This is a genomic window from Pseudonocardia sp. 73-21 (assembly GCF_001899645.1).
Lineage (GTDB): Bacteria > Actinomycetota > Actinomycetes > Mycobacteriales > Pseudonocardiaceae > Pseudonocardia.
Genome location: NZ_MKVV01000038.1, coordinates 82,791 through 96,197 on the forward strand (window position 1 = coordinate 82,791; position 13,407 = coordinate 96,197).

Below are 13,407 nucleotides of genomic sequence, written 5' to 3' on the forward strand. Positions count from 1 at the left end.
GGTGCATGGCCCGATCAGTGCATGGCCCAGCCGCCGTCGACGGACAGCGTGGCGCCGGTGACGTACGAACCGGCGTCGGACGCGAGCAGCAGCAGCGGTCCGGCCAGCTCCTCGAGCCGGCCGACCCGGCCCAGCGGCGTGCGCGCGACGACCCGGGCCAGACCGGCCTCGTGCGCCAGCAGCGGTGCCGTCAGCTCGGACGCGAAGAACCCCGGAGCCAGCGCGTTGACGCGGATGCCGTGGCGCCCCGACCACTGCTGGGCGAGGTCGCGCGTCATCCCCAGCAACCCCGCCTTCGACGCGGTGTAGGCGGCCTGCGGCACGTCACCCGGGCGCAGGCCGAGCGCCGAGGCGATGTTCACGATCGACCCGCCGGCCCCGGCCGCGATCATCGCCCGCCCGGCCGCGGTCGCCATCTGGAGGGCGCCGGTGAGGTTCACCGCGAACAGCCCGGCCACCTGCTGCGGCTCGTCGCGTTCGGCCCGCGCGGCGTAGCCCGTGCCGGCGTTGTTGACCAGGACGTGCAGGCCGCCCAGCTCCCGGACGGCCGCGTCGACGAGTGCGTCGCAGTCCGCCGGGTCGGTCACGTCGGTGCGCACCGCGACGCAGCGACGGCCCGCGGCGAGCACGGCGTCGCGCACCGAGTCCAGCTCGTCGGTGCGTCGGGCCCCGATCGCCACGTCGGCTCCGGCCTCGGCCAGCACCTGCGCGAAGAACGCCCCGAGGCCCGACGACGCCCCGGTGACGACGGCGACCCGGCCGTCGAGCCGGAAGGAGGGTCCGGCGCTCACGGGGCGACCGCGAGGGTGGTCTGCACCCCGGCCGGCGGCATCGACCGGGCCAGTGCCCGCATGCTGCCCCCGGCGATCAGCCCGCCCAGGGCCAGCGCGAACAGCTCGTCGGCGAGCTCCAGATCCGCCTCCTCCCCGCGCGGGGTGAACCAGTGCTGCATCCAGTCGAGCATCCCGACGGTGGCGCGCGCGACCATGCGCGGCTCCCCCGGCAGCGAGAACTCCCCCGACGCCACACCCTCGGCGAGCAGCGCCTCGACGGCGGCCATGTACTGGCCGTCCATCTCCCGGAACTCGGCGAACCGGGGCGACTGCACGACGTGGCCGAGATGGCGCAGGTACACGAAGGCCGCCGGGTACCACTCGCTGAAGATGCGCACCTGCATCCGGATCAGCTCCCGCAGCCGGACGGAGACGCTGCTGCTGGTGTCGGCCCCGAGCCTCTCCAGCTCGGCGAGCAGCGCGCGGGCGGGCTGCTCCACGACGGCGAGGAGCAGCTCCTCCTTGCTCCCGACGTAGTTGTAGATGCTGCCCTTGAGGATCCCGACGCGGGCGCCGATGCCTTCCAGCGTCGCGTTCTCGTATCCGTGCTCGCGGAACTCCTGGCCCGCGGCGAGCAGGATCTCCGGCCACCGGCTCGGACGGGGCATCGGCTGCTCCTGACGTTCGGGGACCCGATCGTAGCCAAACCCGGGTCGGCAACCACGTCGCACGATCACACGTGCGCCCGGGTCACGAGGTGCTGCTGCACCAGCGTCCAGACGTTCTGGGTGAGCCAGTACAGCAGGATCCCGATCGGCAACGGGAAGAAGGCACCTCCCACGAGCGCACCGAGCGGGAGGACCCACGGCGTCCAGCGCAGGTACGCGGGCGCGTCCGGCTGCCTCGCGGCGTGCCGGGCCGAGAAGAACGTGGCCGCCGCGGCGAGCAGCATCAGCGGGACCGCGACGAGAGCGACGTCGAGGCGTCCGGTACCGAGCGCGTCGAGCGCCTGTTGCGGCATCGACAGGTACCCCGACAGGGGCGCCCCGAACAGCCGGGCCGCCAGGAACGACGACACCTCGCCGGCGCCCAGCGCGTAGTCGGTGGAGCCCGCCGCGATCGCGTGCAGCACGTGCAGCAGGCCGAGGACGACGGGCAGCTGCACCACCGCCGGCAGCAGCGTGCTCCACACGCTCACCCCGTTGGCCTTCTGCAGGGCCGCGGTCTCCCGGGCGAGACGGGCGGGGTCGCCGGCGTGGCGGCGGCGCAGCTCCGCGAGCTGCGGGGCGAGCGCCCGCATCGCGCGGCCGGAGCGGGCCTGGGCCAGGGCCGGGCGGATCAGCAGGGCACGCAGGGTCAGGACGAGGAACACGACGGACAGGGCCCACGCGGCCCCGCTCACCGGGCCGAGCAGCAGGCCGAACAGCTGGTGCCAGCACCACAGGACGAAGGAGACGGCGACGTAGACAGGATCGAGCACGGGAACTCCCACGGGAAGCCGGAACGGAGGACGCGGAGTCCGGCGGTGGGAGGTGGAGCGCCTACACCGCCGGGAGGAGCCCGGACGGCGCTCGGGAACGGCGGCGGCCTGCGGCGTCGGGATCCCGCAGGCGGGGGACACCGCGGCGGGCCAGGGCGCGCAGGTGCGCGTGGAGGGCGGCGGCGGGTCCGGTGGACGGGACCGGGCGGACCCGGAGCAGGCACCGGACGACCGCGGTGAGCAGCCCCGCGCCGATGACCCCGGCCGCCACCGCCGCGAGCAGCACGGACGGCTCGGTGGACGCGCCCAGGAGCAGGAACACGCCGAGCAGCACCGCCGCCGACCGAGCCCACGCCTCCCGCATGCGCCCGAGGTTACCCGCAGGGGAGGGGACCGGGACCGGCCCGAAACCGCGGGCAGCCGGGCCCGCCAGGGTGGCGGTCGGGAGCCCGGAGCCCGCCGATGGAGCCCCCAGCGCTCGATGAGCTCGTCCGGGTCGGCGGGTTCGGGGTAGAAGGACGCGTAGAGGTGCACGGCCTCGGCCACCCGCAGCCGTTCGGGCAGCTCCCCGGCCTGCAGCTGGATGCCCAGGACGTCGCGCAGCGCCGTGCGGTCGCGCCACGGGTCGAGCCCGAGGACCGAGATCGTCCCGCCGCCCGGGGAGCACAACCCCCTCGATGCACTCCACGGTGGTGGTCTTCCCCGCCCGTCGGGGCCCAGCACGCCGAAGATCTCCCCCTCCCCGACGGCGAACGAGACGTCGTGGACGGCGGCGTGGTGGCGGTACCGCCTGTGCAGGCGGTCGACCTCGATGACGGGCATGGGAACGACGGTGCTGCGCGGGTGCGGCCGAATCGACCGCGCCGCCACGCCGGGTCGACCGATCGGTGGAGAGCTACGGTCCCCCCATGCCCGAAGGCGACACCGTCTACCTCGCCGGGAAGCGCCTGCGTGCCGCGCTCTCCGGCCGCACCCTGCTGCGCGGCGAGCTGCGCCACCCCCGGCTGGTGGAGCACGACCTGGCCGGGCGCACCGTGCTCGACGTCGCGTCAGTGGGCAAGCACCTGTTCACCCGCTTCGACGACGGCCGCAGCCTGCACAGCCACTTCCGCATGGACGGCAGCTGGCACCTCTACCGGCCCGGCATGTCGTGGCAGCGGCCCGCGCACGAGGCCCGCGCGATCCTGGAGAACGCCGAGCGCGTCGCCGTCGGGTTCGCGCTGCACGACATGGAGCTGCTGCCCACCACGCAGGAGGACCGGCTGGTCGGGCACCTCGGGCCGGATCTGCTCGACCCCGGATGGTCGGACGAGCACGCGGCGGAGGCGCTGCGCCGGTTCACCGCGCGCGGGGCGTCGGAGGTGGGGTCGGTGCTGCTGGAGCAGCGGGTGATGGCGGGCGTGGGCAACCTCTACAAGACCGAGGTGTGCTTCCTGCGCGGCTTCTCCCCCTGGACGCTCACCCGCGACGTACCCGACCCCGCCGGCGTCATCGCGCTCTCGCGCGAGCTGCTGCTGCGCAACGCCGACCGGCCCGAGCAGTCCACCACCGGCGACCTGGGCCGCAACCAGCACTGGGTGTTCGAGCGCGGCGGGCAGCGCTGCCGTCGCTGCGGCACGCGGATCCGCGTGGCCGAGCATGGCGCGGGCGTCTACGCCCGCCTCGCCTACTGGTGCCCCCGCTGCCAGCCGGGCCCGGCGCCCGCGCCACAGCCCCGCGCTCCCCGCCGCTGACCTCCACCGCCACATGGTCACCTGTGACGGTGCGGAGGGCCCAGGAGACCGCCACACGTGATCATGTGGCGGCTCTTGGTGCAGAGGGTGGATCTCAGGCGGTGCCGGGCTGCTTCTGCGTGTTGATCTGCGGGGTGGCCGGCGCCGGGGCGGCGTCGCCCGAGGTGACCTCGCCCGCGACGGGCGTGCCGCGCATCGAGGCGCGGATCTGGTCGAGGCGGGTGGCGCCCGCCATGTCGACCGCGGAGGCCTGGACCTCCAGCATTCGGCCCTGCACCGAGTTCTGGGCGAGGTCGGCGGCACCGATGGCGTTGGCGTACCGCTTCTCGATCTTGTCGCGGACCTCCTCCAGCGACGGCGTGTTGCCCGGCGCGGCGAGCTCGCTCATCTGCTGCAGCGACTTGGCCGCCTGCTCCTGCATCTTCGCCTGCTCCAGCTGCGAGAGCAGCTTGGTGCGGTCGGCGATCTTCTGCTGGAGCATCATCGAGTTGCGCTCCACGGCCGTGCGGGCCTGGGCCGCCGCCTGGATCGACTGGTCGTGCAGCGTCTTCATGTCCTCCACGGACTGCTCGGAGGTGACCAGCTGCGACGCGAACGCCTGCGCCGACTGCTCGTACTGCTGGGCCTTCGCCTCGTCACCCGAGGCCCGCGCCTGGTCGGCCAGCACGAGAGCCTGACGGGCCGAGGCCTGCAGCTTCTCGATCTCACCGAGCTGACGGTTGAGCTTCATCTCCAGCTGGCGCTGGTTGCCGATCACCGCCGCGGCCTGCTGCGACAACTGCTGGTGCTGGCGCTGTGCGTCCTCGATGGCCTGCTGGATCTGCACCTTCGGGTCGGCGTACTCGTCGACCTTCGACGAGAACAGCGCCATCATGTACTTCCAGGCCTTCGTGAATCCGTTGGCCATCTGCTCCGCCCCTCCGAGTGCGACGCCGCTGCGCGAGCGCCGTCCGCCTTCACCAGCCTGTACGTGTTCCGCTGTCTTTACCAGTGCCATCGTGGCACCCGACCGGCCCGTCTTCCACCGTGGGCGCACGATATCGGGGATCATCCCGAGGCCGCCGTCGGGGCGACCCCGGGGTCGAGGCTACCGGCCGGAAACCATCCGACGCCCGTCGCGCAGGCGACGGGCGTCGGGAGATCGGACGATCCGGTGGCTACGCGGCCGCGCGGACCGGGGCCACGGGCTTCGCCCCGACGGGCTGGGGCGCCACCGGGTGGCCGGTGGGCAGCAGCGGCAACGACGGCAGCGACGGCAGCGACGGCGCGAGGGGATCCGGCGCGCCGGCCAGCCGCAGGTCCATGTGGCGCAGACCCACCGGACGGCGCGGACGGGCCGCGGCCATGGCCTCGGCGATGGTGTCGGCCGCCTCGGTCAGCAGATCGGGCAACGAGATGTCGAGTGCCTCGCAGATGGCCGCGAGCAGCTCGCTGGAGGGCTCCTTGCGACCGCGTTCGACCTCGGACAGGTAGCCGAGGCTGACCCGCGCCCGCCGGGACACGTCGCGCAGAGTGCGCTTGCGCGCGGTACGGGCCCGCCGCAGGGTGCCGCCGATCGCCTCCCGCATCAGCACCGCCATGCGAACCTCCTCGTGCTTTCCCGGCCGGAACGCCGGTGAGATCACCGTACCGAGAATCCGGCCACCGCGTCGCCGGACTGCGCGCGTGGGCCCGTCCGCCCACGGCGAACACGGGCCGCGTCAGGCGGCGGTGGACGTCGAGCGCAGCCGGGCCGCCCGCAGGATGTAGTCGAAACCGGTGATGACGGTGAGCGCGATCGCCACGGCCATCACGGCGACCCGGACCGGCTCGACCACGGCGGAGCCGCCCGTCAGCTCGACCAGCGGCAGGACGTAGAGGCCGATGGCCACGGTCTGGACCAGCGTCTTCGCCTTGCCACCCCGGCTGGCCGGGATGATGCCGTGGCGCAGCACCGAGAACCGCAGCAGCGTGATGCCCACCTCGCGCACCATGATCACGATGGTGACCCACCACGGCAGCTGCCCCAGGATCGACAGCCCGATCAGCGCCGCGCCCATCAGCGCCTTGTCGGCGATGGGGTCGGCGATGGTGCCGAACGCCGTGACGAGCCCGCGGCTGCGGGCCAGCTCGCCGTCGAAGCGGTCGGTGATGGCCGCGAGCGCGAACACCCCGGACGCCACGAGCCGCCAGCCGGTGTTCGTGCCGCCGTCGGTGAGCAGGGCCGCCAGGAACACCGGAACGAGCACCAGCCGCAGGCCCGTGAGGACGTTGGCGATGTTCAGCAGCGGCGGGGGCCCCGGCGGCGGCGTGGTCATCCCGCCGCCTGCCCTGCGGCTGCGGCGAGCGTGCTGCGCGGGATCGTCTCCCGCGGCGAGACGATGAGGTCAGCACCCTCGGTGCCCACCACCTCGCAGCGCACCAGGTCGCCGATCCTCAGGCCCGAGCCGCGCTCCACGACGCACTCGCCGTCGACCTCGGGGGCCTGGTGGGCGGCGCGCCCGGTGCACTCGAAGTCGTCGTCCTCCTCGGCCTCGACCAGCACCGTGACCTCGGTGCCGACGCGGTCCTCGGCGCGCTGGCTCATCAGCTCCTCGACGAGCGAGGTGATGCGCTCGACGCGGGCGGCGATCTCCTCGGCGGGCACCTTCCCGTCGAGGTGCTCGGCCTCGGTGCCGTCCTCGTCGGAGTAGCCGAAGACGCCGACGGCGTCGAGCCGTGCTCCGGTGAGGAACCGCTCCAGCTCCGCGACGTCGTCCTGCGTCTCACCGGGGAACCCGACGATCACGTTGCTGCGGATGCCCGCCTCCGGGGCGAGGGCGCGGATGCGCTCGCAGAGGTCGAGGAAGTCCTCCGTGGAGCCGAACCGGCGCATGCGGCGCAGCACCGACGGGCTGGAGTGCTGGAACGACAGGTCGAAGTACGGCGCGAGGCCCGGCGTGGTGGCGATGACCTCGATGAGGTCGGGCCGCATCTCCGCGGGCTGCAGGTACGACACCCGGATGCGGTCGATGCCCGGCACGTGCGTCAGCCGCGGGAGCAGCCGCACCAGCGCGCGCGTGCCGCCGGGCAGGTCCTTGCCGTAGGAGGTGGAGTTCTCGCTGACCAGCACCAGCTCCCGGACGCCCTCCATGCCCAGCCACGCCGCCTCGGCCACGACGTCGTCCGGCGGCCGGGAGACGAACGAGCCGCGGAACGACGGGATGGCGCAGAACGCGCAGCGGCGGTCGCAGCCCGAGGCGAGCTTGAGGTTGGCGACGGGGCCGTCCTTGAGCCGGGTGCGCGCGAGGTTGGGCACCCAGGCGTGGCCGGGGATCTCGACGTCACCGGACGCGGCCGGCCGTTGCACGGGTGAGATCGGCAGCAGCGTGCGGCGGTCCACCGGTACGTGCGGTTCGGGCGCGTGCCCGCCGATCACGTCGGAGAGACGCTCGGCGAGGTCGGGGTAGGCGTCGAAGCCCAGCACGGCGTCGGCCTCGGGGAGCTGTTCGGCCAGCTCCTTGCCGTAGCGCTCGGCGAGGCACCCGACCGCGACGACCTTGGCGCCGTCGACGTCGGAGGCGGCCAGCAGCGTGTCGATCGAGTCCTTCTTGGCCTGCTCGACGAAGCCGCAGGTGTTGACGACGATGACGTCGGGCTTCTCGTCGGACTCCACCAGCTCCCATCCGGAGCCCGTCAGCCGACCGGCGAGCTCCTCGGAGTCGACCTCGTTGCGAGCGCAGCCGAGAGTGAGGAGAGCAGCCCGCCGTGGAGCGTCAGCGGAACGGGCATCGACGCGGCGGGGTGGTGGCACGGGCACCAGGGTATCCGGCGGCTCCTGATCTACGCTGCTGCCGTGGCAACGGTGGCCGTGCGGCGGGCCAGAACCGCCGACGTGACGACGATCAAGGACCTCGTGGACTCCTACGCGGGCCGCGTGCTGCTCGCGAAGGAGATCATCACCCTGTACGAGTCGGTGCCGGAGTTCCTGGTCGCCGAGCTCGACGGGCAGGTGGTGGGCTGCGGGGCCCTGCACGTGCTGTGGGAGGACCTGGGCGAGATCCGCACGGTGGCGGTGCACCCGCGCGTGCTCGGACAGGGGGTCGGCCACGCGATCGTCGACGCCCTGATCGCCGGCGCCCGCGAGCTGGGCCTGCGCCGGCTGTTCGTGCTGACGTTCGAGAAGCAGTTCTTCTCCCGCCACGGCTTCGCCGAGATCGACGGCACCCCGGTGGAGCCGGACGTGTTCGCGGCGATGCTGCGCTCCTACGACGCGGGTGTTGCGGAGTTCCTCGACCTGGCCCACGTCAAGCCCAACACCCTCGGCAACGTCCGGATGCTCGCGCACCTGTAGAGCGCGGCTGCCGCCGCCCGTGCGTGGATAACAGTGTTCCCACCCTGATTTCCGCTCACGACCTCGGCGGGCCGCCGGTAGCCTGGCCGGCGTGGTCGCCGCGACCGAGCCGGGCGTGCGCTGGCAGCGGCCTGCGCCCGCGGTCCGGCCCTGGGTGGCCACCTACACCGGATACCGCATGGAGGCCGGGCCTCCCGGGGTCCACATCGGCGTCCCCTCCCCGCACCTGACGTTCCTGCTCTGCCTCGACGGCGCGATCCAGATGGTGGGCGACACGCCGGGCCGGTTCGGCGCGATGGTCGCGGGCCTGCACGACGTGCCGGACCGGATCGCGCAGGGCGAGGCCCAGACGGGCATCCAGTTGCGGCTGACGTGGCGCGGCGCCCGCGCCCTGTTCGGCACCCGCGCCGGGGACCTCGCCGCCGACATCGTCGATCTCGACGCCCTGCCGGGACGCTGCGCCGCTCCCCTGCTCGACAGGCTCGCCTGCGCCCCGACCTGGCCGGAGCGTTTCGCGGTGCTCGACGCGGAGCTCACCGCGCTCGCGGCCCGCGGGCGCGGCGACCGCGGCGTCCGGCCCGAGGTCGGCTACGCGTGGGACAGACTGGAGGAGACGGGCGGCAACCTCCGCATCGCCGACCTCGCCGCGGAGGTCGGCTGGAGCCGACGCCACCTCGCCGAACACTTCCGCGCCGAGACGGGCCTGGCTCCGAAGGCCGCCGCCCGGGTGATGCGCTTCGAACGGGCCTGCGACCGGCTGCGCAGCCCCGCCCGCCCGTCGCTGGCCGCGGTGGCGGCCGACGGCGGCTACGTCGATCAGGCCCACCTCTCCCGCGACTTCCGCGACCTCGCCGGCCAGACGGCCACCGCCTGGCTGGCCGACCGCCCCACCCCCTGACCGCGTGGATCGACCGTCCGGACACGGCCGAGTCCGCCGTCTCGCCACGCGAGCTCGCGGATCGACCGGGCGACTCGGCCCGCTCGCCGGCAGGCCCGACGGTCTCGGCTCCGACATCCCGACCGATCGGACCACTCGGTCCGCAGATCGCGAACTCGCCGGGTGAGACGGCGTACTCGCGCGGGTGGGGGTTCCGGCTGCGCTTCCCCGTGGACGCGTTCGGGTTCACCGAGCGGGCGGTCCACGGCGACCCCATCGAGCACGCCGAACTGACCTGGCCCGGGCCGGACGGCACCGTGGCCGGCGGGGTGATGTTCAGCCCTCACCTCCCCGACGACCCGTGCGGGCAGCCGCGCGGCGGCGCGTCTCTTGCACGTCGTCGTCACCGCACCCGACGAGCTCTACGGCCGGGCCGCCGCCGCGGGGGCGACCGTCGTCCGCGACCCCCAGGGCAACGTCTGGAGCGTCGGCACCTGGTACGGGTGAGCGCACCCAGCGCCCGACTCGCGCGCAGCGAGAGCCCGACTCGCGGGGTGGGGCGGGTGGGCCTACTGCTGCTGCAGGATGCCCTGCACGTCGAGGGTGATCTGGATCGTGGAGCCCACCACCGGCACGCCGCGGGCCAGCATCTGCTGCCAGTTGACGGTGAAGTGCTCGCGGTGCAGCTCCGTGGTGGCCACGGCGCCGGCGCGGATGCCGTTCCACTCCTGCATGCCCAGGTAGGTGGTGTCGAGCTGGACGTCGCTGGTCATGCCGTGCAGCGTCAGCTCGCCGTCGATGAGCCAGCGGTTGCCGCCGGGGCGGGAGAAGCGGTGGCTGGTGAAGTGCAGCCGCGGGTAGCGCTCGACGTCGAGGAAGTCGGGCGAGCGCAGGTGGGTGTCGCGGGCCTCGACGTTGGTGAACACGCTCGCGGCCTCGATGAGCACCTCGATCTGCGAGTCCTCGAAGTGCTCGTCGATGCGGATCTGGCCGCTGAACTCCTGGAACTGCCCGTAGACCTTCGACATCGCGATGTGCCGGGCCACGAAGCGGACCGACGAGTGGTCGGGGTCGATCTCGTAGATTCCGGGTGTGGGCACGGCGAGCGTGTCGTCGGGGATGAGCGTGAGCTGGCCGAGCGGGCGGTGGGTGCCCCACTCGACGTCGGTGCGCTCGTAGAGGCTCTGGTAGCCACCGGCCTCCGCCTGGATGCGGTAGCTGCCGGGCACGACGGCGGCGGCGAAGAAGCCGTACGCGTCGGTGTCGGAGCGGGCGACGCGCTTGCTGGACCGGTCGAAGATCGAGACCTCGGCGCCGGGAAGAGGCTTGCCCTCGTCGTCACGGACCTCGCCGCTGAGCAGGCCGCCTGTCAGAGGGATCGGCATGAGCGCCTGGCGCCCACCACTGACCTGTCCGGCGTTCTTGCGGCGCTTGCTCCAGAACATCCTGGAACTCCTTCGACGTCGAGCCGCGCGTTCCCCGATCGGCCGCGCGGCCCGTCAACTCTGACACGGCCCGTGACGGTTGCGCTCCTCGGGCGCGAGTAATGCCGAACAAGGTGTGATGATCGCCACTCTCCGTGGCGTCGGTTCACTCGTCCTCGTCGGACTCCCCGCCCCCGCCGCGCATGAGCCACAGCACGCTCTCGAGCTCGTCGGGCTTGATGAGCACGTCGCGGGCCTTCGACCCCTCCGACGGCCCGACGACGCCGCGCGACTCGCACAGGTCCATCAGCCGGCCGGCCTTCGCGAACCCGACGCGCAGCTTGCGCTGGAGCATCGACGTCGACCCGAACTGCGAGGTGACGATGAGCTCGGTGGCCTGCAGGAGCAGGTCGAGGTCGTCGCCGATGTCGGCGTCGACCTCCTTCTTCTCCGCCTTCTGGGCCGTGACGCCGTCGAAGTAGGTCGGCTCGGCCTGGTCCTTCGCGAACGAGACCACCGACGAGATCTCGTCGTCGCCGACGAACGCGCCCTGCATGCGGACGGGCTTGCTCGCGCCCATGGGCAGGAACAGCGCGTCGCCCATGCCGATGAGCTTCTCGGCGCCGGGCTGGTCGAGGATGACGCGCGAGTCCGTCAGCGACGACGTCGCGAACGCCAGCCGCGACGGCACGTTCGTCTTGATCAGACCCGTCACGACGTCGACGGACGGGCGCTGCGTGGCGAGCACGAGGTGGATGCCGGCGGCGCGGGCCTTCTGCGTGATGCGCACGACCGCGTCCTCGACGTCGCGCGGTGCCGTCATCATCAGGTCGGCCAGCTCGTCGACGATGCACAGGATGTAGGGATAGGGCCGGTACTCCCGCTCGCTGCCCAGGGGCGCCGCGATCTCGCCGGAGCGGACCTTGCGGTTGAACTCGTCGACGTGGCGGACCTTGTTGACCTGCATGTCCTGGTAGCGCTGCTCCATCTCCTCCACCAGCCAGGCCAGCGCGGACGCCGCCTTCTTCGGCTGGGTGATGATGGGCGTGATCAGGTGCGGGATGCCCTCGTAGGGCGTCAGCTCCACCATCTTGGGGTCGATCAGGATCATCCGGACCTCGTCCGGGGTCGCCCGGCTCAGCAGCGAGACCAGCATCGAGTTCACGAAGCTCGACTTGCCGGAACCGGTGGACCCCGCGACGAGCAGGTGGGGCATCTTCGCGAGGTTGGCCGTGAGGAAGTGGCCCTCGATGTCCTTGCCCAGCCCGACGACGAGCGGGTGCTGCTCGGCACGCGCGGTGCCGGAGCGCAGCACGTCGCCGAGGCGCACCATCTCGCGGTCGGTGTTGGGCACCTCGATGCCGACGGCCGACTTGCCCGGGATGGGCGCCAGGATCCGCACGTTGTCGGTGGCCACGGCGTAGGAGATGTTCTTGGTGAGCTGCGTGATCTTCTCGACCTTGACGGCCGGGCCGAGCTCGATCTCGTAGCGCGTGACGGTCGGGCCCCGGGTGAAGCCGGTGACCTGCGCGTCCACGGAGAACTGGTCGAGCACCGCGGTGATGCGCTCGATCATGGCGTCGTTGGCGGCGCTGCGGGTCTTGGGCACGGGGCCGGTGGGCAGCAGGTCGCTGGGCGGGAGCAGGTAGGGCGGCTCGCCCTCGCGGCTCTGCACGACCAGCCGCAGCTGCTCGCCGACCTCGGGTGGGTGGGACTCGGACGAGGCCTCCGGCTCCTCGGCCGGCGGGGTGGCCGGGATGCTCGCCGGGGGCTTGCGCGCCCGCGGCGGCACCGGCACGTACTCCTCGACGGGCTCGGGTTCCGGGTCGGGCTCCGGCGGGAGGGGCTCCTCCTCCTTGTAGACGTCCGCGACGCGCGAGGCCTGGCGGCGGCGGGCCGGGCGACGCGGGGCGGCCGGCTCCTCGGGGGTGGGCTCCTCGACGACGGCCTCCGCCGGCTCGTCCTCGACGGCGCGCCCGAGCAGCCGCCGCACCCGGTTCGGCACCTCGCGGAACGGCGTGGCGGTGAGCACCAGGAACGCGTAGCCCGACAGCAGCACGAGCACCGGCGCGGCGACCCACGCCGTCAGCCCGGTGGCGAGCGGGGTGGCGGCGACGTAGCCGATCGCTCCCCCGCCCTCGGCCCAGCGCGACGGCTGGTCGGGACGGCCGGCGATCAGGTGCACGAGCCCCAGCACGCCGAGGGCGAGCAGAAGGGTGCCCACGGTGACACGCGGCCGGGACTCCGGGTTGGGCGCGGTGGCCAGCATGACCACCCCGGCGATCGCCAGCAGGACGGGCAGCACGCCCGACCCCAGCCCGACGACGAACCCGACGGCGGTGGACAGCGCACGGCCGACGGGTCCGCCGGCGCCCCACCAGATCCCCGCGGCACCGACGACGGCGAACACGAGCAGGGCGACGCCGATGCCGTCGCGGCGGTGGGCGGGGTCGAGCTCGCGGGTGCGTCCCATGGCGCGACCGGCGGAACGGCCGAGCCTGGCAACACCGCGCCCGACGCCGTCGATCCCGCGGTCGATCAGGTCCGGACCCTTGCGGGGCGGGGGCTTGCGCGGCGCGGGCCGCCTGCCGTTGGACTGCCCGCGGGCCGCGGGCTTGCGCGCTCCCGAGCCCCGCGAGGTCGCCCGCGCCGCGGTGCTCCTGCTACCGCCGCTTGCGGTCGTCCGTCCAGCCATGGGCCCACGGTATCGGGCACGGCGGCATGATCCGGTGACCGACGCACCCCGGCTCCGTCACCCTCCTGAGCCAAGGATCACCGTTTCGGTGACGGGTGATCATGAGCCGGGAC

13 protein-coding genes are annotated in these 13,407 nt (G+C 73.2%); 3 read left to right on the forward strand and 10 right to left on the reverse strand.

Features of this window, described 5'->3' with window-relative positions; all coding sequences use genetic code 11:
- Positions 1 to 14: 14 nt before the first annotated feature.
- The 4 genes from BGP03_RS11120 to BGP03_RS11135 form a co-directional block, all read right to left on the reverse strand.
- Positions 15 to 791 carry an SDR family oxidoreductase gene (locus BGP03_RS11120; RefSeq protein WP_296371181.1) on the reverse strand — a complete coding sequence of 259 codons (777 nt, stop codon included), beginning with the start codon at positions 789 to 791 and terminating at the stop codon, positions 15 to 17.
- Entirely contained in the window at positions 788 to 1,441 is a 654-nt protein-coding gene (locus BGP03_RS11125) for a TetR/AcrR family transcriptional regulator (RefSeq protein ID WP_296371183.1), read from the reverse strand. The genes BGP03_RS11120 and BGP03_RS11125 overlap by 4 nt, the downstream gene beginning before the upstream one ends.
- A gap of 65 nt (positions 1,442 to 1,506) precedes the next feature.
- Positions 1,507 to 2,253, reverse strand: a complete 747-nt coding sequence (gene yidC / locus BGP03_RS11130; RefSeq protein ID WP_296371184.1) for a membrane protein insertase YidC — start codon at positions 2,251 to 2,253, stop codon at positions 1,507 to 1,509.
- 61 nt (positions 2,254 to 2,314) lie between these two features.
- On the reverse strand, positions 2,315 to 2,617 hold the full coding sequence (locus BGP03_RS11135) for a DUF6412 domain-containing protein (protein ID WP_296371186.1): 303 nt from the start codon (positions 2,615 to 2,617) through the stop codon (positions 2,315 to 2,317).
- 544 nt (positions 2,618 to 3,161) lie between these two features.
- Between BGP03_RS11135 and BGP03_RS11140 the strand changes: the two genes are divergently transcribed.
- Positions 3,162 to 3,986, forward strand: coding sequence for a DNA-formamidopyrimidine glycosylase family protein (locus tag BGP03_RS11140; protein ID WP_298798751.1), 825 nt, complete (start codon positions 3,162 to 3,164; stop codon positions 3,984 to 3,986).
- Between the two features lie 94 nt (positions 3,987 to 4,080).
- Here BGP03_RS11140 and BGP03_RS11145 read toward each other — a convergent pair whose 3' ends face one another.
- The 4 genes from BGP03_RS11145 to rimO all read right to left on the reverse strand — a co-directional run bounded on the left by BGP03_RS11145 (position 4,081) and on the right by rimO (position 7,758).
- Positions 4,081 to 4,893 carry a PspA/IM30 family protein gene (locus BGP03_RS11145; RefSeq protein ID WP_296371190.1) on the reverse strand — a complete coding sequence of 271 codons (813 nt, stop codon included), beginning with the start codon at positions 4,891 to 4,893 and terminating at the stop codon, positions 4,081 to 4,083.
- A gap of 250 nt (positions 4,894 to 5,143) precedes the next feature.
- The gene (locus BGP03_RS11150) at positions 5,144 to 5,566 is read right to left on the reverse strand and encodes a helix-turn-helix transcriptional regulator (RefSeq protein WP_296371192.1); all 423 of its coding nucleotides are present in this window, start codon (positions 5,564 to 5,566) and stop codon (positions 5,144 to 5,146) included.
- A 120-nt stretch (positions 5,567 to 5,686) separates the two neighbouring features.
- The gene (gene pgsA, locus BGP03_RS11155) at positions 5,687 to 6,283 is read right to left on the reverse strand and encodes a CDP-diacylglycerol--glycerol-3-phosphate 3-phosphatidyltransferase (RefSeq protein ID WP_296371195.1); all 597 of its coding nucleotides are present in this window, start codon (positions 6,281 to 6,283) and stop codon (positions 5,687 to 5,689) included.
- On the reverse strand, positions 6,280 to 7,758 hold the full coding sequence (gene rimO, locus BGP03_RS11160; RefSeq protein WP_296371197.1) for a 30S ribosomal protein S12 methylthiotransferase RimO: 1,479 nt from the start codon (positions 7,756 to 7,758) through the stop codon (positions 6,280 to 6,282). Before rimO ends, pgsA begins: the two co-directional genes overlap by 4 nt.
- A gap of 42 nt (positions 7,759 to 7,800) precedes the next feature.
- Here rimO and BGP03_RS11165 point away from each other — a divergent pair, with 42 nt between their 5' ends.
- Both BGP03_RS11165 and BGP03_RS11170 read left to right on the forward strand, forming a co-directional pair.
- A complete protein-coding gene (locus BGP03_RS11165) occupies positions 7,801 to 8,298 on the forward strand; it encodes an amino-acid N-acetyltransferase (protein WP_296371199.1) in 498 nt (165 codons plus the stop codon).
- A gap of 91 nt (positions 8,299 to 8,389) precedes the next feature.
- The gene (locus BGP03_RS11170) at positions 8,390 to 9,196 is read left to right on the forward strand and encodes a helix-turn-helix domain-containing protein (RefSeq protein ID WP_296371201.1); all 807 of its coding nucleotides are present in this window, start codon (positions 8,390 to 8,392) and stop codon (positions 9,194 to 9,196) included.
- 548 nt (positions 9,197 to 9,744) lie between these two features.
- Here the strand turns inward: BGP03_RS11170 and BGP03_RS11175 are convergent.
- Entirely contained in the window at positions 9,745 to 10,620 is an 876-nt protein-coding gene (locus tag BGP03_RS11175; protein ID WP_296371202.1) for a YceI family protein, read from the reverse strand.
- Between the two features lie 145 nt (positions 10,621 to 10,765).
- Complete coding sequence (locus BGP03_RS11180; protein WP_298798747.1) at positions 10,766 to 13,294, reverse strand: DNA translocase FtsK; 2,529 nt, start codon at positions 13,292 to 13,294, stop codon at positions 10,766 to 10,768.
- Positions 13,295 to 13,407 lie beyond the last annotated feature (113 nt).

What these genes read in the sequence shown, in the direction of transcription:
- BGP03_RS11150 (WP_296371192.1), bottom strand. Translation starts at nt 5,566, where the DNA reads ATGGCGGTGCTGATGCGGGAGGCGATCGGCGGCACCCTGCGGCGGGCC.
- pgsA (WP_296371195.1), bottom strand. Translation starts at nt 6,283, where the DNA reads ATGACCACGCCGCCGCCGGGGCCCCCGCCGCTGCTGAACATCGCCAAC.
- BGP03_RS11145 (WP_296371190.1), bottom strand. Translation starts at nt 4,893, where the DNA reads ATGGCCAACGGATTCACGAAGGCCTGGAAGTACATGATGGCGCTGTTC.
- BGP03_RS11180 (WP_298798747.1), bottom strand. Translation starts at nt 13,294, where the DNA reads ATGGCTGGACGGACGACCGCAAGCGGCGGTAGCAGGAGCACCGCGGCG.
- BGP03_RS11175 (WP_296371202.1), bottom strand. Translation starts at nt 10,620, where the DNA reads ATGTTCTGGAGCAAGCGCCGCAAGAACGCCGGACAGGTCAGTGGTGGG.
- BGP03_RS11135 (WP_296371186.1), bottom strand. Translation starts at nt 2,617, where the DNA reads ATGCGGGAGGCGTGGGCTCGGTCGGCGGCGGTGCTGCTCGGCGTGTTC.
- BGP03_RS11125 (WP_296371183.1), bottom strand. Translation starts at nt 1,441, where the DNA reads ATGCCCCGTCCGAGCCGGTGGCCGGAGATCCTGCTCGCCGCGGGCCAG.
- BGP03_RS11140 (WP_298798751.1), top strand. Translation starts at nt 3,162, where the DNA reads ATGCCCGAAGGCGACACCGTCTACCTCGCCGGGAAGCGCCTGCGTGCC.